This is a genomic window from Microbacterium sp. EB106-03-03-XG65 (genome assembly GCF_058791955.1).
This window is the reverse complement of the sequence record NZ_JBYTEB010000001.1, coordinates 1-19,329: the sequence shown is the minus strand read 5'-3', so window position 1 is coordinate 19,329 and position 19,329 is coordinate 1. Positions and strand designations below refer to the sequence as shown.

Genomic DNA, 19,329 nt, shown 5'->3' with positions numbered 1-19,329 from the left:
CCCCTGGACAGCGTCCGCCGCGTCCCGTTCGAGGAGCCCCATGACTGTCGAAACCACTGCGCCGGCATCCGAGACCGCAGCCCCGGTCCGCACCGCACACCACCGTCGCTACCTGATGTGCACGCCGTCGCATTTCACGGTGAACTACTCGATCAACCCGTGGATGGAGCCGTCGAAGCCCACCGACACCGCCCGGGCGGTCGAGCAGTGGCAGAAGCTGCACGACCTGTACCTCGAGCTCGGCCATGAGGTCGAGCTGATCGAACCGCTCGCCGGCTACCCCGACATGGTCTACACGGCGAACGGCGGGTTCCTCATCGACGGCCGCGCCTACGTGCCGAAGTTCCGCTTCGTCGAGCGTCAGGGCGAGGCGCCTGCGTTCGCCGACTGGTTCCGCGCGGCGGGCTACGACACCGTGATCCCCGAAGAGGTCAACGAGGGCGAGGGCGACTTCCTGCTCGTCGGCGATGTGATCCTCGCCGGCACGGGCTTCCGTTCCACCGGCGACAGCCATCGCGAGGTCGGTGAGGTCTTCGGCCGCGAGGTCGTGTCGCTGAACCTGGTGGACCCGCGGTTCTACCATCTCGACACCGCCATCGCGGTGCTCGACCCCGTGCAGGGTGTCGAGAACGGCGGCCCCGAGCGCGCGAACATCGCCTACCTGCCGGGTGCCTTCGACGACGCCAGCCGCGCGATCCTCGAGGAGCGCTTCCCCGACGCGATCCTCGTCTCGGACGAGGACGGCTCGGTCTTCGGGCTGAACTCGGCGAGCGACGGCTACAACGTGGTCATCTCTCCCCGCGCGAAGGGCTTCGAGAAGCAGCTGCGTGAGCGCGGCTACAACCCGATCATGGTCGACCTCTCCGAGCTGCTGCTCGGCGGTGGCGGCATCAAGTGCTGCACCCTCGAACTGCGCGGTGCGGCATGACCGCCGTCGATCCCGTCGTGAGCACCGAGTCCGGAACAGAGCCGCACGTCGCGCACAACTACCACCCGCTGCCGGTCACGATCGCCCGCGCCGAGGGAGCATGGGTGACGGATGTCGAGGGCAAGCGCTACCTCGACCTGCTCGCCGCCTACTCGGCCGTGAACTTCGGTCACCGGCATCCCGCGATCGTCGCCGCGCTGACCGAGCAGCTCGGCAGGGTCGCCCTCACGAGCCGCGCGTTCATGAGCGACCGGCTCGAACCCTTCGCGGCCGCGCTCGCCGGCCTCGCCGGCAAAGACATGGTCCTGCCGATGAACACGGGTGCCGAGGCCGTCGAGACCGGCATCAAGGTCGCGCGTGCGTGGGGCTACCGGGTCAAGGGCATCGCCGAGGGACGGGCGCGCATCATCGTCGCGGCCGGCAACTTCCACGGCCGCACCACCACGATCGTCAGCTTCAGCGACGATCCCGAGGCGAAGGCGGACTTCGGTCCGTATATGCCGGGTTTCGACGTCGTGCCCTACGGTGATGCGGATGCCGTCGCGGCAGCCATCACCGACGACACCGCCGCCGTGCTGATCGAGCCGATCCAGGGCGAGGGTGGAGTGGTGATCCCGCCGGAGGGGTACCTGCGCCGCATCCGCGAGGTGTGCGACGAGAAGAACGTGCTGTTCATCGCCGACGAGATCCAGTCGGGACTCGGCCGGGTGGGTGAGACGTTCGCGTGCGATCGCGAGGGCGTCGTGCCCGACCTGTATCTGCTGGGCAAGGCACTGGGTGGCGGCATCCTGCCGGTCTCGGCCGTGGTCGGCGATGCCGATGTGCTCGGGGTGATCCGCCCGGGCGAGCACGGATCGACGTTCGGCGGCAACCCGCTGGCCGCAGCGGTCGGATTGCGTGTGGTCGAGATGCTCGAGTCGGGAGAGTTCCAGGAGCGCGCCCGTGCGCTGGGCGAGCACCTGGCGGCAGCCCTCGCGCCGCTTCTCGGTCACGGCGTCACCGAGATCCGCATCGCCGGACTCTGGGCGGGCGTCGACATCGATCCCGCCAGGGGCACGGGTCGCGAGATCGCCGAGAAGCTCCTCGACCGTGGGGTCCTGGTCAAGGACACGCACGGCCAGACCATCCGCATCGCGCCGCCGATCGTGATCCGCGCGACGGAACTCGACTGGGCCGTCGAGCAGCTGAAGCTGGTGCTCGGGGCCTGATCGCCCTCACGTGCCCCCGCGCAGGCCGAGCCGGACACGACGAAAGGCGATCCGCATCCAGGTCGCACGGACCTCTCTGCGGATCGCCCCCGATCCTCCGATCGTCACGACCGAGCGCACCACCCAGCCCCCCTGGGGTTCTGGCGCTCTCGGCGTCTCAGGCCGGAGTGTCGTCCGGGTCGAGGGTGCGCAGCGTGTCCTTCTCGACGTCCGTGTCGGCGGTCAGCTGCTCCTCGGTGTTCTCATCGCCGCCGAGCGCGGCGTCGCGGTCAGGGCTCGCATCGCCCTGGATCGCGCCGTGCGGAGACTCTCCGTGAGAGCTGTCGCCCTGCAGTGCACCGCCCTGCGTCGCACCCTGGGGGTCGCCTTCGCCGGCATCGCCCTGAATCGCGCCGCGCGGGGACTCACCGTACGAGCTGTCGCCCTGCAGTGCACCGCCCTGGGCAGCACCCTGGGCGTTGCCCTCGAGCTCGTCGGCTTCGGAACCAGTGCCATCGGGTGAACCCGAGCCGTCCTGGCCGTCGGGTGCGGTGTTGTGCTCGGGGATGACGTCGGGGGAGCCCTCGGCAGGCTCCTCGGGGTGAGGGGTGCGTCCTGTGTTCTCGTCCATGAGCGGAACGCTACGCGCGCTCGCGGAATCAGCCCAGGGAGTTGACAAACCGTCCGTCGCGGGTTCCATGCCGCATATGCCGCATCTCGGCCGCAGCTCGGGCGCGGCGGAGGCGAGCTCAGTCGCTCTTGGTCGTGCGGATGGGCGTCGTGGCCGACTTCTCGGTGTACTCGACGGGTTCCGCGGCGCGTGCGGCTTCGGCATCCGCTCTCTCGACGACATCGAGCGGCCGGGTCTCGTCGAGCGTCATCAGGAAGCGGCTGTTCTCGGCACGGCGCAGACGACCCGAGGTGAAGACCCAGGTGGCGCCGATCGCGCAGGCGACGAATCCGGCGGTGCCGCCGAGCATGATCGCGCTGCGGGGGCCGAACGTGTCGGCGACCCACCCCGCGATGGGGGCGCCCACCGGCGTCGACCCCATGATGACCGCCATGTAGAGCGCCAGCACCCGCCCGCGCAGAGCAGGTGTCGTGGTCATCTGCACATAGCCGTTCGCGGTCGTCAGCAGAGTCACGATCATGAATCCGGTGAAGGTCAGGGTGACGGCATAGCTGATGTACGTCGGCATCGCCGCCGACACGAAGGCCGCGACGCCGAACCCTCCGGCGGCGAGGATCACGACCCGCACCCGCGCGCGGTCGCGGCGCGCGGCGAGCAGCGCGCCCGCGAGAGATCCGATCGCGAGCACCGAGCTGAGGATGCCGTAGCCGTCTGCCCCCGCGCCGAACTCGAGGGCCATTGTCGAGGCGAAGATCGGGAAGTTCATGCCGAACGCGCCGATCAGGAAGACCGTCACGAAGACGACGCGCAGGTCGCTGCGCCCCCACACGTACCGGAATCCCTCGGCGAGCCCGCCGGGGCGGCGGTTCTTCGGCCGCGGCGCGAGCTGGCCGGTGCGCAGCATCAGGAGCGCGATCAGCATGGCGAGGAATGTCGCGGCGTTCGCGATGAACACCCAGCCCGAGCCGATCGCGACGATCAGCAGGCCGCCGACGGCGGGACCGATCATGCGGGCGAGGTTGAAGGATGCGGAGTTGAGCGCGACCGCGTTCGAGGTGTCGCCCGACGACACCATGTCCGAGACGAACGCCTGTCGTGCGGGGGCGTCGAAGGCGTTGACGACGCCGAAGGCCGCGGCGAAGCAGAACATCATCGGCAGCGTCATGACGTCGTTCAGCAGCAGCACGCCCACAGCGATCGCGAGCAGCAGCAGCGCGCTCTGGGTGGCGAGCAGGATGCGGCGCCGCTCGAAGCGATCCGCCACCCATCCGGTCAGGCTCACCAGCACGAGAGGGGGGCCGAACTGCAGCGCCATCGTGACGCCCATGGCCGCGGCGTCGTTGTCGGTTAGCTCGGTGAGCACGACCCAGTCCTGGGCGGTGGCCTGCATCCACCCGCCGATGTTCGAGACGAGGGCGCCCGCGAACCAGATGCGGTAGTTGATGTTCGCGAACGAACGGAACATGGCGCTCATCGCTCGACCACCTTGCGCATCAGATCGCTCGCTTTGCGCAGCGTCGCGAGCTCCTGCTCGGTGAAGTCGAGCTCGCCGAGCATCGTGGCGAGCGCGTCATCGCGCCGCTGGATGGTCTCGGCCACGATGGCCGTGCCGGCATCCGTGATGTCGACCTGCACTCGCCGCCTGTCTTCGGCATCGGGTGTGCGCACGACCAGGCCCTGCTCTTCGAGGCCGTTGATCATGTTGGTCATCGACGGCGCCGTGACGCGCTCGCGCTCGGCGAGAGAGGTGATCGTGCGACGCCCGTGCATGCGCAGGGTGGCGAGAACGGCGAGCTGGGCGTCGCTCATCGCGTCGACGGCACGGACGCAGCGGAGGCGTCGAGCGAGCCGGAAAGTGGCCATGCGCAGGTCTGTCGCGGTGAGCTGGAGGGATTCATCGGAAGCAGACATTACTTAGCCAGTCTAAGTATTCGGGCTGCGGAAGGAAAGCGCGTGTCCGATCGGCGGTCGCTGACAGGCCAGAATGGACGGATGACCCGACCCGTCGCCCTCGAGCTCGCCGTGCAGGACCCCACCGGAGTCCGCATCGCCGGAGCAGTCGGCGCCGCGCGCGTCGAACTCGCACAGGCCCTCGCGCTCGGGGGGCTCACTCCGTCGCCCGCCACGCTCGACCTCTCGATCGACGCGGCCCGCGCGGTGGGGGTCGAGGTGCATGTGCTCGTGCGGCCCCGGCCGGGCGGTTTCGTCTACTCCGCCGACGAGATCGCGATCTCCGAGAGCGACGTCCGTCGCGCGATCGAGGCCGGCGCCGACGGCGTGGTGATCGGGGCGCTGGGGGCCGACGGGCTGCTCGACATCCCCGCGATGCGCCGCTTGCGCGATGCTGCCGGAGGAGCCTCGGTCACTCTGCACCGCGCGATCGACGTCACGGTCGATCCTCTCGCCACTCTTGCCACCGCGCGCTCGCTCGGCCTGCGCCGCGTTCTCACCTCGGGGGGAGCGTCGGCAGCGATCGACGGGCTCGACACGCTGCGTGCCCTCGTCGCCGAGGCAGCGGGCGAGATCGAGGTCATGGCGGGCAGTGGAGTGGATGCCGACAGCGCCCGCGCCCTCGCTGATGCCGGCGTCGACGCGCTGCACTTCTCGGCCAAGCGCACGGTGCGCGAGCCCGAGGGGCAGGTGCGCGACGGCGTGCGCATGGGCTCTGCGGCCGACGGCGTCGGGGGCTACGAGGTCACCGACCTCGAAATCGCACAGTCGGTGGTCGACGCGCTGCTGCGCTGATGCCCGGCGATGCCGAGCGCTGGAGCGGCGCGGCCGGTCGTCAGTAGGGTGGGGGCGTGACGGATACTCGCGAGTTCACGGACGCCCACGGCATCGCCATCGTCTACGACGTGCACCCCGCAGCGGGTGATGCGCGAGGGGTCGTGCAGCTGCTGCACGGAGTGGGAGAGCACGCGGGGCGGTACCCGAAGCTGATCGGCGCTCTCAACGAGGCGGGCTTCACGGTGTACGCCGACGACCACCGCGGTCACGGCCGCACCGGCATCCGCCAGCACGGCGGCCCCGCGGGTCTCGGCCGGCTCGGCAAGGGCGGACTCCGTGCGGCAGAGGCAGCGGTCTGGCAGCTCACCGGCATCATCAAAGACGAGCATCCCGACCTGCCCCTGGTGCTGCTCGGCCATTCCTGGGGGTCCTTCCTCGCGCAGATGCTCGTGAACGACCATCCCGAGGCGTGGGATGCCGTGATCCTCTCGGGGTCGGCACTGCGGATGCCGGGGTCGCTCAACGCCGCGCCGCTGAATGCCCGCTGGGCGGGACCCGAGGCGACCGGCCTGGAGTGGCTCAGCCGCGACCCGGCCGTGTGGACCCAGTTCGACGAGGACCCGCTGACCACCGACGTACCGCTGCTGAAGCTGTTCGGTCCTGTCGAGGCGGCCAAGCTCTATGGCCGGCCGCGTAAGAACCTCGGTCGGGACATCCCGATGCTGCTGCTCGTCGGTCGTGACGACCCGGTCGGCGGCCCGCGCAGCGTGCACCGGCTCGCAGACGAGTACCGCACCCGGTCGGGGCTCACCGACATCACGACGCTGGTGTATCCGGATGCCCGTCACGAGATCTTCAACGAGATCCAGCAGGACGAGGTCAGGGCCGACATCCTCGCGTGGCTGGACTCGCACGTCCCCGCGCGCTGAGGGACCTCGTTTCGTCTCGGTCGGCTTCCGCCGTCCTCGCTCAACGACCGGGGGTCTCGCGCGTCCGCATGTTACGCCCGATGAACGCGCGTGACAGCGGGTGAATCCGCGTGACGTCATCTCGGCATACAGCTCTCCTGTCCGCATAGATTCGCGGCGAGAGGGAGGTGCGAGGTGGGATTCGAAGACGACTGGCGTGCATGGCACGAGTCGAGGGAGCGCTATGCCGGAGCCGAGTACGGCCCTGCCGCGCTCGAGTCGACCAACTGGCTCATCACGGAACCCGCGGCGGTAGAGGGCGTGCCGGGGCTCTGGGCTCGGACGGTCGACGGTGCGATCCGCGGCAGCGACCTCGGGGCAGGCGGATCGGTGGTCACGCTGCGCGGCTCCGAGACCCTGAGGCTCGGCCGGCGCGAGCTGCGCGTCTTCGACAGGAGGGGCTCGGTGGCGCTGCGGGTGTTCAATCCCCGGCGGCGAGAGCGAGAGCACTTCAGCGCGATCGACGCGTATCCGCCGCGGCAGGGCTGGCGGATCCCGGCATCCTTCGAGCCGACCCCCGGTGAGACGATCACGGTCACCGCGATCGACGGGCAGGTCACCGAGTCCGAGCTCGCCGGGCGCCTGCATTTCGCACTCGACGGCGTCGCACTCACGCTGCACGCGACCCGCACCCCTCAGGGAGGTCTCACCGCGGTGTTCGCCGACGGGACGAACGGCGTCGAGACCTACCGCTTCCGGTTCCTCCCGATCGACGAGCCCGAGGCCGACGGATCCGCCGTCATCGACTTCAACCGCGCCTACCTCCCTCCGTGCGCCTTCTCGGATCAGTACCTCTGCCCGCAGCCGCCCACGGGCAACCGGTACTCGCTGCCCATCCGAGCCGGCGAGCGCGCCGTCGTCTTCGGCGGGTGAGCCGGGGATCATCCGCCGTCAGGGATGCCGCGCGCCTTAAGCTGTAACCGTGCACGGTGAATACAAGGTTCCAGGAGGAAAGCTCGTCGTCGTCGACCTCGACGTCGAAGACGGCAGGATCGCCCGCTTCCGGCTCGCCGGCGACTTCTTCCTCGAGCCCGACACGGCCCTCGCTGACATCGATGCGGCGGTCACCGGGCTGCCGGTCGAATCCGATGCCACGGCCATCGCCTCCGCGGTGCGCGAGGCCCTCCCGGAGGGTGCGCAGCTGCTCGGGTTCACTCCCGAGGCGGTCGGCACCGCGGTGCGTCGCGCGCTCGTGACCGCCCCGGGCTGGAACGACTTCGACTGGGAGATCCTGCACGAGAAGGCGGTCTCTCCCCGCATGAACCTGGCGCTCGACGAGGTTCTCACCGCTCGCGTGGGCGAGGGCCGCCGTCGCCCCACTCTGCGCATCTGGGAATGGGACCAGTCGGCCGTGGTCATCGGCTCGTTCCAGTCGTACCGCAACGAGGTCGATCCCGAGGGTGCCGCCCGTCACGGCTTCGACGTCGTGCGCCGCATCTCGGGCGGTGGCGCGATGCTCATGGCTGCCGGGCAGATCATCACCTACTCGCTGTACGTTCCGGCATCCCTCGTGCAGGGCATGACCTTCGCCGACTCCTATGCGTTCCTCGACGACTGGGTGCTGCAGGCGCTGCGCTCGCTCGGCATCGACGCGATCTATCAGCCGCTCAACGACATCGCGAGCTCGTCGGGGAAGATCGGCGGTGCGGCGCAGAAGCGCCTCGCCAACGGGGGAGTGCTGCATCACGCCACACTCTCGTACGACATCGACGGTCAGACCATGACCGAGGTGCTGCGCATCGGCCGCGAGAAGCTCAGCGACAAGGGCACGACGTCGGCCGCGAAGCGGGTGGATCCGCTGCGCAGCCAGACCGGTCTGTCACGCGCCGAGATCATCGAGCGCTTCAAGGACACGTTCCGCTCGCTCACCTCGGCGGAGGACGGCACGATCGCCGCCGACGAGTACGCCGATGCCGAGGCGCTGGTGGAGTCGAAGTTCGCCACCGACGCATGGCTGCACCGGGTTCCGTGATCGACGACCCGGGGGCTCTCGTCCCCGGCTCCGTCTCGATCATCCAGGGCGACAACCTCGCCGTCGCAGCGACTCTGCCCTCGGCATCCTTCACTCTCGTGTACCTCGACCCGCCCTTCAACACGGGCCGGGCGCAGGAGCGACAGGTGGTCACGGCGCGGCGCACGTCGCCGACGACTCTGCGAGAGGATGCCGAGGGCATCCCGATCATGGGGGCTGCTGAGCCCGCGGTCGCGGCACCTGCCGCCGAGGTCCGGCACGGGTTCCACGGCCACCAGTACGAGCGGGTGCGCGGGATGCTGCGCACGTACGACGACCGCTTCGACGACTACGGGGCGTTCCTGATGCCGCGGCTCGAAGAGGCGTGGCGACTGCTCGCCGACGACGGCACGCTCTACCTGCACCTCGACTACCGCGAAGCGCACTACGCCAAGGTCATGCTCGATGCGGTGTTCGGCAGAGACTGCTTCCTGAACGAGCTGATCTGGGCGTACGACTACGGTGCGAAGTCGCGGCGCCGATGGCCCACCAAGCACGACACGATCCTCGTCTACGTCAAGAACCCGCGCGAGTACGTGTTCAACAGTGATGACGTCGACCGCGAGCCGTACATGGCCCCAGGTCTCGTCACCGCAGAGAAGGCCGCTCGCGGCAAGCTCCCCACTGATGTGTGGTGGCACACGATCGTGCCGACGACGGGTCGCGAGAAGACCGGGTATCCGACGCAGAAGCCCGAGGGGATCCTGAGGCGCATCGTGACCGCCTCGAGTCGTCCCGGCGATCGGGTGCTCGACCTCTTCGCCGGAAGCGGCACGACCGGAGCGGTCGCCTCGGCGCTCGGGCGGGAAGCCGTGCTCGTCGACGACAATCCCGAGGCCGTGCGCGTCATGACCGAGCGGCTGCCGCACGCGGCGGTCACGGCGCTCAGCCGGTAGCCCTCAGCTTCGAGGTCTAGCCGGCGTCGTCGACCCACCCGCGAATGTCGGATGCTCGGGGTAGCCTCCCGGTATGACCGGTTATACTCTTGCCATGAAGACGGCAATCTCGGTGCCCGACGGCGACTTCGCTCGCTTCGAACGGGTGGCCGCGCGGCACGGCATGAACCGGTCGGAGTTCTTCCAGCTCGCCGGACGACGTCTGGCCGACGAGCTGGAAGGCTCGTCGGACCTGACACGCATCGCGAACCAGATCTTGGCGCAGGCTGAGATCGGCCCCGACGACACGGTGTTCGTGCGTGGCAATGAGCAGCGGCTGCGCGAGAGCACCGACTGGTGATCCGCCGGGGTGACATCGTCTGGGTCGACTTCGGGATTCCGCGAGGCTCGGAACCGGCGAAGGTTCGACCGGCCGTCGTGGTGCAGGAGGACTGGCTGCTCGACACGAGCATCAATACCGTCCTGGTCGTCCCGTTGACTTCGAACACCGCTCTCGAGGGGTTTCCCGGCAACGTGCTGGTTCCGGCCGCCGCGTCGGGGCTCGATCGTGACTCGGTGGCGAATGTCGGTCAGATCGGTCCGGTCACCCGAGAGTTCGTCGACACCTATCCGGCCGGCCATCTCGCGCCTTATCTGATGGCGCAGATCGGCACCGGCATCCGTCTCGTTCTGGGAGTCTGAGCAACATGACCGAGTACGTCGAGGTGCAGACCGCTGCGGGGCGGGTTCGCGGGCGCTGGCGCCCGACCACGGGAGGGCGAGGCGCTGCGCGATCGGCGGCGTTCCTCGGCATCCCGTTCGCGGAGGCTCCGATCGGCGATCTGCGATTCCAGGCTCCGGTGCCGAAGGCGCCCTGGGACGGCGTGCTCGACGCGCTCGAGTTCGCCGCCACCGCGCAGCGCGGGGACCCCGGCGTGACGCTGATCCCCGAGCCGAGCGTCGAGGGCGACTCGACCCTGAACGTCAACGTCTTCACTCCCGACCCCACGGCATCCGGTCTCCCCGTGCTGGTCTGGATCCACGGCGGCGGATACTTCGCGGGCAGCCCGGCGAGCCCTTGGTACGACGGTCGCAATTTCAACCGCGACGGCGTGGTCACCGTGTCGATCTCGTACCGCCTCGGCTTCGACGGCTTCGGCTGGATCGAGGACGCCCCGTCGAACCGGGGAGTGCGCGACTGGCTGCTGGCCCTCGAATGGGTGCAGCAGAACATCGCCGCGTTCGGCGGAGACCCCGCGCGGGTGACGATCGCCGGGCAGTCTGCGGGCGGCGGGGCCGTGCTCACGCTGCTCGGAATGGAGAAGGCCCAGCACCTGTTCCACGGGGTCTATGCGATCTCGGGCGCGCTCGGCGATGTCGCCGCGCCGCGGGCCGAGGCGTTCGCGCGAGCGCTCGCCGCAGCGGCGGGCGTCGACCCGACAGTGGCCGGTCTCTCGACCGTGAGTGAGGAGCGTCTGCTCGCCCTGCAGAAGAAGGCGACCCAGCTCGGTCCGTCATCGATGACCACGATGATCGATGAGGGCCTTCCGCTGGGACCTGCGATCGACGGTGACCTTCTCACGCGACCGACGGGCGAGTCGCTGCGTGCCGGGTTAGGCGCCGACAAGCCGCTCGTGATCGGTGCGGCCGACGACGAGTTCACGATGGCCTTCACCGGCAGCGCCGCGCGGGCGCTGCGCTGGGTGCCGCAGGGGGTGCTCCTGAACCGGCTCGGCCTGCGCAGGAGCATCCGTGCCGAGTACCTGGCCGCGAACGCCGACGTCGCTCGTCTCGGTAAGGCCCGTCTCGCCGGTCGCGTGCTCACCGACCGGATGTTCCGCGCCGGTGTGCTCCGGATCGCGGCCGCCCGAGGCGACGCCCCCACCTGGCTCTACCGGTTCTCGTGGCCCTCGGGACGCTTCGGCTTCGCGGAGCACTGCCTCGACGTGCCCTTCTTCTTCGACTGCCTCGACGGTCCGTCGATGGACGCCCTCGCCGGGCCGAATCCGCCGCAGGAACTCGCCGACGAACTGCACGGCGCCGCCGTCGCATTCCTCACCGCCGGCGACCCCGGGTGGCCGAGGCACGAGGGGGACGCCGGTGTCGTGCGGGTCTACGACCGGCCCACGCGTGACGTCGCCGATGCCTATGCCTCGGTGCGCGCGCTGGTCTGAAGCCCCACTGTCCCCTTCCCTGTCCCCTCCTCTTCCCCTCCCCTTCCCCCTCCTCCTCCCCTCCCCTTCTCCTCCTCTTCTCCTCCTCTTCTTCTCAGTTGGCACCTGTTGTCGGAATGATCCACGAATAGCGACAACAGGTGCCCAACACTGCGTGGCCCCACACCGGCGCACTCTTCGTGCACAGTCGGCCGATGCGATGAGTCGTCCACATCGGGCGGTGCGCCCGCACTGCAGACAGGTCGGATGCCGGCAGCATCGCATCGTGTCGCGTCGTCCCACGCCCCTGCCCGCCTCACTCGGGCGCGCGTTCACGCCCGAGCAGGCGCGAGCGGCCGGAGTGAGTGCACGCCGACTCCGCGCGCAGGACCTCGAGCACCTCCACCGTGGGCTGATGGTCGTCACCCCGGATGCCGTGGGCGATCGGATGCAGGCAGAAGATGTGGATGCGCCGTTGGCCCGCGACCGAGCTCAGCGCCGGGAGATGCGGCGTCGGGCCGAGCTGTACCGCCCCCTCATGGTGCGTCATGCGTTCTTCGTCGGACGTACCGCAGCGGGTTTCTGGGAGCTGCCGGTCGACTGCTCGGGCGAACTCGAAGTGGGGGTCGTCGCTCCGCATCGTGCTCCGCGACGGTCGCTCATCGTGGGACGCCAGATCGCCGCGACGCTCGTGTCGGTGCAGCAGCTCGACGGTTTCGCGGTAGCGAGTCCGGCATCCACCTGGGCGATGCTCGCGACGGATCTGTCCGTGCGCGAACTCGTACAGGTCGGCGACGCGCTCGTGCGCGTCCCCCGCGACCATCTTGCTCGGCTCAGACGAGACCGAAGACTATGTTCCATCGAGCAGTTGCGCACCGCGATCGACGCAGGACGGCGGCACGGCGCAGCGCGACTCCGAGAAGCGCTCGAGGCGATCCGTGTGGGGAGTGCGTCGCCGCTGGAGACTGACTGCCGCCTCGACGCAGCGAGAGAAGGTCTCCCCGAACCGACGCTCGATGTCGAGATCCGCGATGCCCGAGGTCACCTCCTTGGAATAACAGAGATCGCCTACCCCGAGTTCAAAGTGCTCGTCGAGGTCGAGGGTGATCATCACCGCACGTCACGTCAGCAGTGGAACCGCGACATCGAGAAGTACGCGGCCTATGCGATTGAGGGGTACGAGGTCGTTCGTCTCACCTCCGGCCACATTCGTGGAGCGCATCCGACGGCGGCCGGACTCATCCGCGACGCGCTGTTGCGCCGTGGCTGGCGACCCTGACGACGCCCCGATGCTGAGTTGGCACCTGTTGTCGCTATTCGCGCTGGAATCCGGCAACAGGTGCCACATGAACCACTCGGGGGGGAGTGAGGTGCCACATGAACCGATCCCGAGAGGGCCCCGCAGCACCGCAGGGTATCAGGCGACGTAGATCTTGCGCAGCGTCTCGGTGACGGTCCACACCGTGCGCTGGCCTGCGGACAGCCGAACGACCGACCCCTGTCGACCTCGATCGCGGGCAGCGCCGGCTCGACGAACTCGATCCGGGCGTGACCTGCCAGCACCACGAAGACCTCGTCGACCTCGGTGTCGGATGCCGTGCCCGGCGTCATCTCCCAGATGCCGACCTCGACCTCACCGAGCGTCGCCACGGCATGCACCGCCGTCGTCGGGTGACCGCTGATCACATCCTCCGCAGGCAGCGGCGTGTGCTCAAGCGGCAGCGCGACAGCATCCACAGCCGCTCCCGCCCCCAGCTCGCTCACGAGTCGAAGCCCATGCCGACGGCATCCAGCGTCTTGAGGAACAGATTGCGGCGGCCCTCGTTGTGGTCGGCCTGGTTCATCGCGGCACGCACGAGGTTGACGCCGATCGAGGCGACGGGCTCGGGTGGGAAGGGGATGGGCTTCTCTCGGACCATGGCGAGCTCGGTGCGCTCGGTCGGCTCACCCGACAGCTTGTCGAGCATCACGTCGGCGGCGAATCGGGCGGCCCCGACGCCGAGGCCGGTGAATCCGGACGCGTACGCGACGCGGCCGCGACGGGCGGTGCCGAAGAACGCGCAGAAGCGGCTCGACGAGTCGATCGCTCCTGCCCAGCGGTGCGTGAAGCGCAGTCCCTCGAGCTGCGGGAACGTCGTGAAGAAATGCGAGGCGAGCTTGCGGTGGCTCTCGGCACGGTCCTCGTACTCGGGGCGCACCTTGCCGCCGAAGTGGTAGACCGCGTCGTATCCGCCGAACAGGATGCGGTTGTCGGCGGTCAGCCGGTAGTAGTGGAACTGGTTGGCGCTGTCGGCGAGGCCCTGCCGATTCGACCATCCGATCGAGGTGAGCTGCTCGTCGGTCAGCGGCTCGGTCATCAGGACGTAGTCGTAGACGGGAACGGTCATCAGGCGGTTGCGCATGAGCAGTGAGGGGAAGACGTTGGTGGCGAGAGCCACGGCATCCGCGCGCACCCGCCCGCCGTCACGTGTCACGAGCGTGATCGCGGTCGACCCGTCACCCTCGACGGAACGCACGAGCGAGTGCTCGTAGATCTCGACCCCGAGCTCGACCGCGACGCGCGCGAGTTCGAGACCGAGCTTGGCCGGGTGCACGAGCGCGCAGGTGTCGCGCTCCCACGCGCCGGCGAGGAACGTGTCGGAATGCACCTCGGCGTGCACGGCCTCGCGGTCGAGGAAGCCCTCCTCGTCACGCAGCCACTCCACCTGGTGCGGCTCGACAGCCACCGCGAGCTGCCCCGTGCGTTCGAAGTCCACGTCCATGCCGTACCGCTTCACGGTCTCCTCGATGCCGTCGAGGTTCTCGAGCCCGAGCTCTTCCAGCCGGTCGATCTCGTCGGGCCAGCGGGTGAGCCCGTTCTCGTGCCCGTGAGTGAGACTGGCCTCGCAGAATCCTCCGTTGCGACCGGATGCCGCCCACGCGATGCGCGACGCCTCGAGCAGCACGACGCGACGCCGGGGATCGCGCTCCTTGGCCCGAACGGCCGTCCAGAGTCCCGCGTAGCCGCCGCCGACGATCGCGAGGTCGGCCGTGATGCTCTGGGTGAGCGACGGGTGCGAGACGCGCTCGACGTCATCGAGCCAGAACACGCGGAGTGCCGTGTCGCGCAGCGACGCGTCGACCACGGCATCCGAGGGGCGACGACGTTCGAAGACCGTGGTTCCCATGATCACTCCTGCTCTCCGGGCCCGCGCCTCAGCGCGTGCCCCAGTTGTAGAGGTCCTTGTAGAGCCCGGCGTAGAGCAGGCTCTCGGTGTGCGTCACGCCGGGGATGGTGCGGATGCGGGTCGCGATGAGGTCGAGCAGATCCGCGTCGCTCTCGCAGACGGCCTCCACGAGGATGTCGAAGGTGCCGAGGGTGGCGACGACGTACGCGAGCTCCGTGATCTTCGTCAGTTCCTCCGCGACGAGGCGCGGGTCGCCGGTCACGCGGATGCCGATCATCGACATGCGGTGGAAGCCGAGCTGCATCGGATCCGTGACGGCCACGATCTGGATGATCCCGGCCTCGGTCATGCGCTGCACCCGCTGGCGTGCGGCAGCCTCGCTCAGGCCCACCTCGCGGCCGATCTCGGCGTACGGCCGCCGACCGTCGTCCTGCAGGAGCTCGATGATGCGCTTCGAGATGTCGTCCAGCGCCGGCTGCTTCCGAGGAGTGTTCATAGGAGGATATTGACAGTGCCAGTGATGGTTTGCAACTGATTCCGTCGTTTGGGCCGGAGCATACCTCTGTAATCGCGGCATGCTGAGTGCCGCCCCGGGCGCAGGTGCATCTGGCCCTCGACCGGTGAGACGCGATGTGTCATGCTGGGCGGGGCATCATTCCGGGGGGACCACCATGGCACGACCGCTCGCAGGCCCGCAGACGTTGCTGCGCACGCTGAACGGACGCGCGATCCTCGAGACGCTCGCTCGCCGAGGGCCCCTCACTCGTACCGAGCTGATGGCAGAGACAGGTCTGTCGCGCACCGCCGTCACGCAGGTGCTCCGGATGCTCGAGAGCGCGGACGCCGTCGCGCCCGCCGGCGTCGATCGCGAGACGCGCGGGCCCGCGGCGGGGCTGGTCGCACTGCACCCTCAGCTGGGTTTCGCCGCCGCGGTCCATGTCGACGGCCAGGGGGCGCACGTCGTGCTGGTCGATCCGACGGGAGTCGTCAGGGCCGAGCAGTACGCCGCGTTCGCTCCTCTCGTCGAGCGGGTCGAGCTCATCGCCGGACTCATCGAGGCCTGCCTGCGATCCGTGCGCGGACCCCTGCACCTCGTGCTCGCGGGCGTTCCGGGAATCGTGTCTGCCGATGGCGCTGTCCGCGATGACGAGGGGCCCGACGGAGGCGCGTTCCGCTGCGCGCTCGAGAAGCGGCTCAGCTGCCCCGTGCGCATCGAGAACGACGTCAACCTCGCGGCCCTCGCCGAGCTCACGGCCGGCTCGGGTGCGTCGCTCGCCAGCTTCGCGCTGCTGCTGCTCGACGAGGGGCTCGGCGCCGGGATCGTGATCGACGGCTCGGTGCATCGCGGGTTCTCCGGTGTGGCCGGCGAGGTCATGTACCTGCCGCAGACGCCGGTGCCGATCGGCGCCCCGGTGCTCAGCGACGACGTGGTCGGCGACCTCGCGCTCGCGCACGGACGCGACCCGCGGGCACCCATCGTGCAGCACCTCGACGCGGCCGCCGAGGGTGACGAAGCCGCGCAGGCCATGGTCGCCGAGATGGCGCGACGGCTCACTCTGGTGGCGGGCACCATCGCCCTCGTGCTCGACCCCGAGGCGTTCATCCTGGCCGGCATCGCTGCGCATCCGGTGCTCGTCGACGGTGTCTCACGGGTGGCCGACGAACTCGCCCCGCGGCTGCCGCTGCGCTTCCTCGTCTCGTCCTTCGGCCCGGAAGCTCCGCTCGTGGGGGCGATCGGCGAAGCGGCCGGGGCTCTTCGAGCGACCGTGTTCGCACAGCTCGTCCCCTCGGTCGAGCGATCCGCTGCGCGCGGTGTCTAGCGGCCGCGCCGTCAGGACGGAACAGCACATGATCTCGGATCTCGCCGAACGGCTCGGGCTCGCACCGGGCACCAGAGCGGTCATCATCAACGCAGACGACTTCGGCATGTGTCATGCCGCCAACACCGCCGTCTCCGGTCTGCTCGAGGCCGGGCGCATCGACTCGACGACGCTCATGGTGCCGTGCGCGTGGGCGCCCGAGGCCCTGGCGTTCGCGGCTGCTCGCACCGACCTCGACGTCGGCGTGCACCTCGTGCTCACGAGCGAGTGGACCGACTACCGCTGGCGTCCGCTGACGGGCATCGCGACCACGCTCGTCGACGGTGCGGGCCACTTCCCGGCAGACGCCCTGTCGATCGAGCAACAGGCCTCGGAAGGCGACGTGGCCCGCGAGATCTCGGCGCAACTGCAGGCCGCCCTCGATGCGGGCGTCGACGTCACGCACCTGGACAACCACATGGGCTCGGTGTACGGCCTGCTCACGGGGCGTGACTTCCTCGGCCCGGTGCTCGAACTCGCTGCGCGCCACGGCCTGCCGTTCCGCCTGCCGCGGGTGCTCGACGGCGCGGATGCCGCGTTGGCCGCGCGACTCGAGAAGGCCGGAGCTGCGGCCGATGCGCTCGGCGTCGAGATCATCGACCGGCTGTGGACGCATCCGTTCGAGGAGGTCCCCGGCGAGAGCTACGAGCAGGTGCGCGACGGATTCTGCGCCCTGCTGCGGGCGGTCCCCGCGGGCGTCACCGAGATCTATCTGCATCCGATGGTCGACGACGACGAGTTGCGGTCGGTCGTGGACTTCGGTGCCGCGAAACGCGGACACGAACTGCGACTTCTCGCCGACCCGCTCGTGCACGACGTCTTCGCCGACGAGGGGCTGGTGCGTCTCGGCTGGCGGGCGCTGCGCGACCTGCAGAGAGGGCGTGCCGCGTGACCTCGCTCAGCACGCGCCTGCGTGAGCGTCGACTGGATGCCGCTCCCACCCGTGCGCAGACGATCGCGTTCGGCGCCTCCGGCTTCCCGACCCAGCTCATGGCGCAGACCTTCTCGGCCTTCGTCGTGTACTTCTACGTCACGCAGCTGGGGGTCGCTCCCGCATGGGTCGCCGGCGCGCTCGTCGCCCACGGCGTGCTGAGCGCTGTGCTGAACCCGATCGTGGGTGCGCTCTCCGACCGCATCCGCACCGCGTGGGGACGACGGATCCCCTGGATCGGGCTGGGCATCGTGCCGCTCGTGGTCGCATTCGCGCTCGTCTGGATGCCGCCGGAGCTGCCCACCGGCGGACTCATCGTGTGGTTCCTCGTGGTGGTCGCGGTGTACGACATCGCCTTCGTCGTGGTGGTGCTCAACGTGTCGGCGCTCTTTCCCGAGATCTTCCGGACCACGGAGGAACGGGCGCGCGGCAACGTGCCCCGTCAGGTGTTCGCGATCCTGGGGATGGTCCTCGGAACGGCCGGGGCCCCCGCGCTCTACGGCTGGATCGGCTGGCCGGGCATGGCGATCGTGCTCTCCGCCGTCTGCCTGGTGCTGCTCGCGTGGTCGTTCTTCGGCGGGATGCTCGAGCGACGGGTGCCCGAGACCACATCGGAGGCCATGCGGTGGGGTGCGCAGCTGGCGTACACGTTCCGCAACCGCGCCTTCGTGCCCTACGTGCTCGGTTCGCTCTTCATGCAGACGGCGATCGCCGTGATCCTGGCGGGGCTCCCGTTCTACGTGCGCTATTCGCTGCGCGCCGCCGAGGGCGAGAGCAGTGTGCTGCTGGGCGCGATCTTCGTCACCGCCATCCCGTCGATCGTGCTCTGGAGCTCGGTCGTGCGCCGCACGACCCCTCGCACGGCGCTTCTGTGGAGCGTGGCGGTGTTCGGGCTCGCGGTGGTGGGCTACCTGCTGCCGGCCGGAGTGCTCGCCGCCGCGCTCGTGGGTGTGGGTGTCGGAGTGGGAGTGGGTGGGCTGCTGCAGCTGCTCGAGGTGGTGCTCGCGCAGATCATCGACGACGACGCGGTGCGCACCGGGCATCGGCGCGAGGGCGCGTACTTCGGGGTGAACGGTTTCGTGGTGCGGGGCTCGGTCGTGCTGCAGGCGATCGTGGCGGCGATCGTGCTCACCGCATCCGGCTTCGACTCCTCGCTGGGTGATGCGCAGCCCGAGTCGATGGATGCGGGGATCCGCGCGATGGTGGCTGTGGTTCCGCTGGTGTTCAGCGCACTGGCATGGCTCTGCTTCTTCGCCTATCCGATCCGATCCCGGGACGTGTGACCCGGACCGACCAGGGCGACACGCCCGGGGGACGGCCCTGATTTGCCGGAACCCCAGAACCCCCGTAACTTATTACTTGTTCGCCCCACAGGGAAGCGGAGAGGCCGAGAGCCTTACCCCCCTCAAGCGGAGAACAACCTCCACTCGATCATCTCCTCGGAGAAGATCGCAGACATACTTCTGTCTGACCTGGAGCTTCCACCTCGGAGAAACGGTCGATTTGACAGCGACTCCGAAACGGATAAGCTAGTGAAGTTGCCTCGGAGGCCTTGAGCCCCGAGCTGCAGATCTGGTTCTGAGCTTCACGGCGTGTCGATTTGACAGCCGGAACAGCGAAGATAAGATAGAGAAGTTGCCCTTCGGGCCTGGTTGTGATGACTGGGTCGTGGGAGCATCCGATCCTTGAGAACTCAACAGCGTGCACTTGTCAAATGCCAAATAACCTCGATTCAGCTTCGGCTTGATGAGATTCCTTTGGATCAAAGACCGACTCCTTCCGGGGGGTTGGCAATGGATGAAGTCAGCAATGAATTTGTCTCTTTGGTCAGCATCAAACTCGCTGCGTCATCGTTTTCCCGGTGTCGTATGCATTTCTTTTTTACGGAGAGT

General features: G+C 68.9%; 19 protein-coding genes. 14 read left to right on the top strand and 5 right to left on the bottom strand.

Going from position 1 to position 19,329, the window contains the following annotated elements:
• Nucleotides 1-40 precede the first annotated feature (40 nt).
• Entirely contained in the window at nt 41-928 is an 888-nt protein-coding gene (ddaH, locus tag AC3WS6_RS00095; protein WP_492499037.1) for a dimethylargininase, read from the top strand.
• Nucleotides 925-2,136 carry an ornithine--oxo-acid transaminase gene (rocD, locus tag AC3WS6_RS00090; RefSeq protein ID WP_492499036.1) on the top strand — a complete coding sequence of 404 codons (1,212 nt, stop codon included), beginning with the start codon at nt 925-927 and terminating at the stop codon, nt 2,134-2,136. The genes ddaH and rocD overlap by 4 nt, the downstream gene beginning before the upstream one ends.
• A 157-nt stretch (nt 2,137-2,293) precedes the next feature.
• Here rocD and AC3WS6_RS00085 read toward each other — a convergent pair whose 3' ends face one another.
• From AC3WS6_RS00085 to AC3WS6_RS00075, 3 genes are all read right to left on the bottom strand, one after another.
• A complete protein-coding gene (locus tag AC3WS6_RS00085) occupies nt 2,294-2,746 on the bottom strand; it encodes a hypothetical protein (protein ID WP_492499035.1) in 453 nt (150 codons plus the stop codon).
• 118 nt (nt 2,747-2,864) lie between these two features.
• Nucleotides 2,865-4,211, bottom strand: coding sequence for an MFS transporter (locus AC3WS6_RS00080; protein ID WP_492501427.1), 1,347 nt, complete (start codon nt 4,209-4,211; stop codon nt 2,865-2,867).
• A gap of 5 nt (nt 4,212-4,216) precedes the next feature.
• Nucleotides 4,217-4,657: a MarR family winged helix-turn-helix transcriptional regulator gene (locus tag AC3WS6_RS00075; RefSeq protein WP_492499034.1), complete on the bottom strand. Its 441-nt coding sequence runs from the start codon at nt 4,655-4,657 to the stop codon at nt 4,217-4,219.
• Between the two features lie 81 nt (nt 4,658-4,738).
• Between AC3WS6_RS00075 and AC3WS6_RS00070 the strand changes: the two genes are divergently transcribed.
• The 9 genes from AC3WS6_RS00070 to AC3WS6_RS00030 all read left to right on the top strand — a co-directional run bounded on the left by AC3WS6_RS00070 (nt 4,739) and on the right by AC3WS6_RS00030 (nt 12,759).
• Nucleotides 4,739-5,491, top strand: coding sequence for a copper homeostasis protein CutC (locus AC3WS6_RS00070; RefSeq protein WP_492499033.1), 753 nt, complete (start codon nt 4,739-4,741; stop codon nt 5,489-5,491).
• A gap of 56 nt (nt 5,492-5,547) precedes the next feature.
• Nucleotides 5,548-6,402 (top strand): alpha/beta fold hydrolase, encoded by an 855-nt coding sequence (locus tag AC3WS6_RS00065; RefSeq protein ID WP_492499032.1) that lies wholly within the window; start codon nt 5,548-5,550, stop codon nt 6,400-6,402.
• Between the two features lie 174 nt (nt 6,403-6,576).
• Complete coding sequence (locus tag AC3WS6_RS00060) at nt 6,577-7,314, top strand: DUF1684 domain-containing protein (RefSeq protein WP_492499031.1); 738 nt, start codon at nt 6,577-6,579, stop codon at nt 7,312-7,314.
• A gap of 49 nt (nt 7,315-7,363) precedes the next feature.
• A complete protein-coding gene (gene lplAB / locus AC3WS6_RS00055; protein ID WP_492499030.1) occupies nt 7,364-8,413 on the top strand; it encodes a lipoate-protein ligase LplAB in 1,050 nt (349 codons plus the stop codon).
• The gene (locus AC3WS6_RS00050) at nt 8,392-9,348 is read left to right on the top strand and encodes a DNA-methyltransferase (RefSeq protein WP_492499029.1); all 957 of its coding nucleotides are present in this window, start codon (nt 8,392-8,394) and stop codon (nt 9,346-9,348) included. Before lplAB ends, AC3WS6_RS00050 begins: the two co-directional genes overlap by 22 nt.
• Nucleotides 9,349-9,442: 94 nt before the next feature.
• Nucleotides 9,443-9,688, top strand: a complete 246-nt coding sequence (locus AC3WS6_RS00045) for a CopG family transcriptional regulator (RefSeq protein ID WP_492499028.1) — start codon at nt 9,443-9,445, stop codon at nt 9,686-9,688.
• Nucleotides 9,685-10,029, top strand: a complete 345-nt coding sequence (locus tag AC3WS6_RS00040; protein WP_492499027.1) for a type II toxin-antitoxin system PemK/MazF family toxin — start codon at nt 9,685-9,687, stop codon at nt 10,027-10,029. Before AC3WS6_RS00045 ends, AC3WS6_RS00040 begins: the two co-directional genes overlap by 4 nt.
• A gap of 5 nt (nt 10,030-10,034) precedes the next feature.
• On the top strand, nt 10,035-11,501 hold the full coding sequence (locus tag AC3WS6_RS00035) for a carboxylesterase/lipase family protein (protein ID WP_492499026.1): 1,467 nt from the start codon (nt 10,035-10,037) through the stop codon (nt 11,499-11,501).
• A 265-nt stretch (nt 11,502-11,766) separates the two neighbouring features.
• The gene (locus AC3WS6_RS00030; protein WP_492499025.1) at nt 11,767-12,759 is read left to right on the top strand and encodes a putative endonuclease domain-containing protein; all 993 of its coding nucleotides are present in this window, start codon (nt 11,767-11,769) and stop codon (nt 12,757-12,759) included.
• Between the two features lie 481 nt (nt 12,760-13,240).
• Here the strand turns inward: AC3WS6_RS00030 and AC3WS6_RS00025 are convergent, their stop codons facing one another.
• Nucleotides 13,241-14,647 (bottom strand): NAD(P)/FAD-dependent oxidoreductase, encoded by a 1,407-nt coding sequence (locus AC3WS6_RS00025; RefSeq protein ID WP_492499024.1) that lies wholly within the window; start codon nt 14,645-14,647, stop codon nt 13,241-13,243.
• A gap of 28 nt (nt 14,648-14,675) precedes the next feature.
• Nucleotides 14,676-15,143 carry an Lrp/AsnC family transcriptional regulator gene (locus AC3WS6_RS00020; protein ID WP_492499023.1) on the bottom strand — a complete coding sequence of 156 codons (468 nt, stop codon included), beginning with the start codon at nt 15,141-15,143 and terminating at the stop codon, nt 14,676-14,678.
• Nucleotides 15,144-15,318: 175 nt separating this feature from the next.
• Here AC3WS6_RS00020 and AC3WS6_RS00015 point away from each other — a divergent pair, with 175 nt between their 5' ends.
• From AC3WS6_RS00015 to AC3WS6_RS00005, 3 genes are read left to right on the top strand one after another with little or no spacing between them, the layout of a single operon-like run.
• A complete protein-coding gene (locus AC3WS6_RS00015) occupies nt 15,319-16,467 on the top strand; it encodes an ROK family transcriptional regulator (RefSeq protein WP_492499022.1) in 1,149 nt (382 codons plus the stop codon).
• A gap of 28 nt (nt 16,468-16,495) precedes the next feature.
• Entirely contained in the window at nt 16,496-17,398 is a 903-nt protein-coding gene (locus tag AC3WS6_RS00010; protein ID WP_492499021.1) for a polysaccharide deacetylase family protein, read from the top strand.
• Nucleotides 17,395-18,720: an MFS transporter gene (locus tag AC3WS6_RS00005; protein ID WP_492499020.1), complete on the top strand. Its 1,326-nt coding sequence runs from the start codon at nt 17,395-17,397 to the stop codon at nt 18,718-18,720. The genes AC3WS6_RS00010 and AC3WS6_RS00005 overlap by 4 nt, the downstream gene beginning before the upstream one ends.
• The last annotated feature ends 609 nt before the right edge of the window (nt 18,721-19,329 follow it).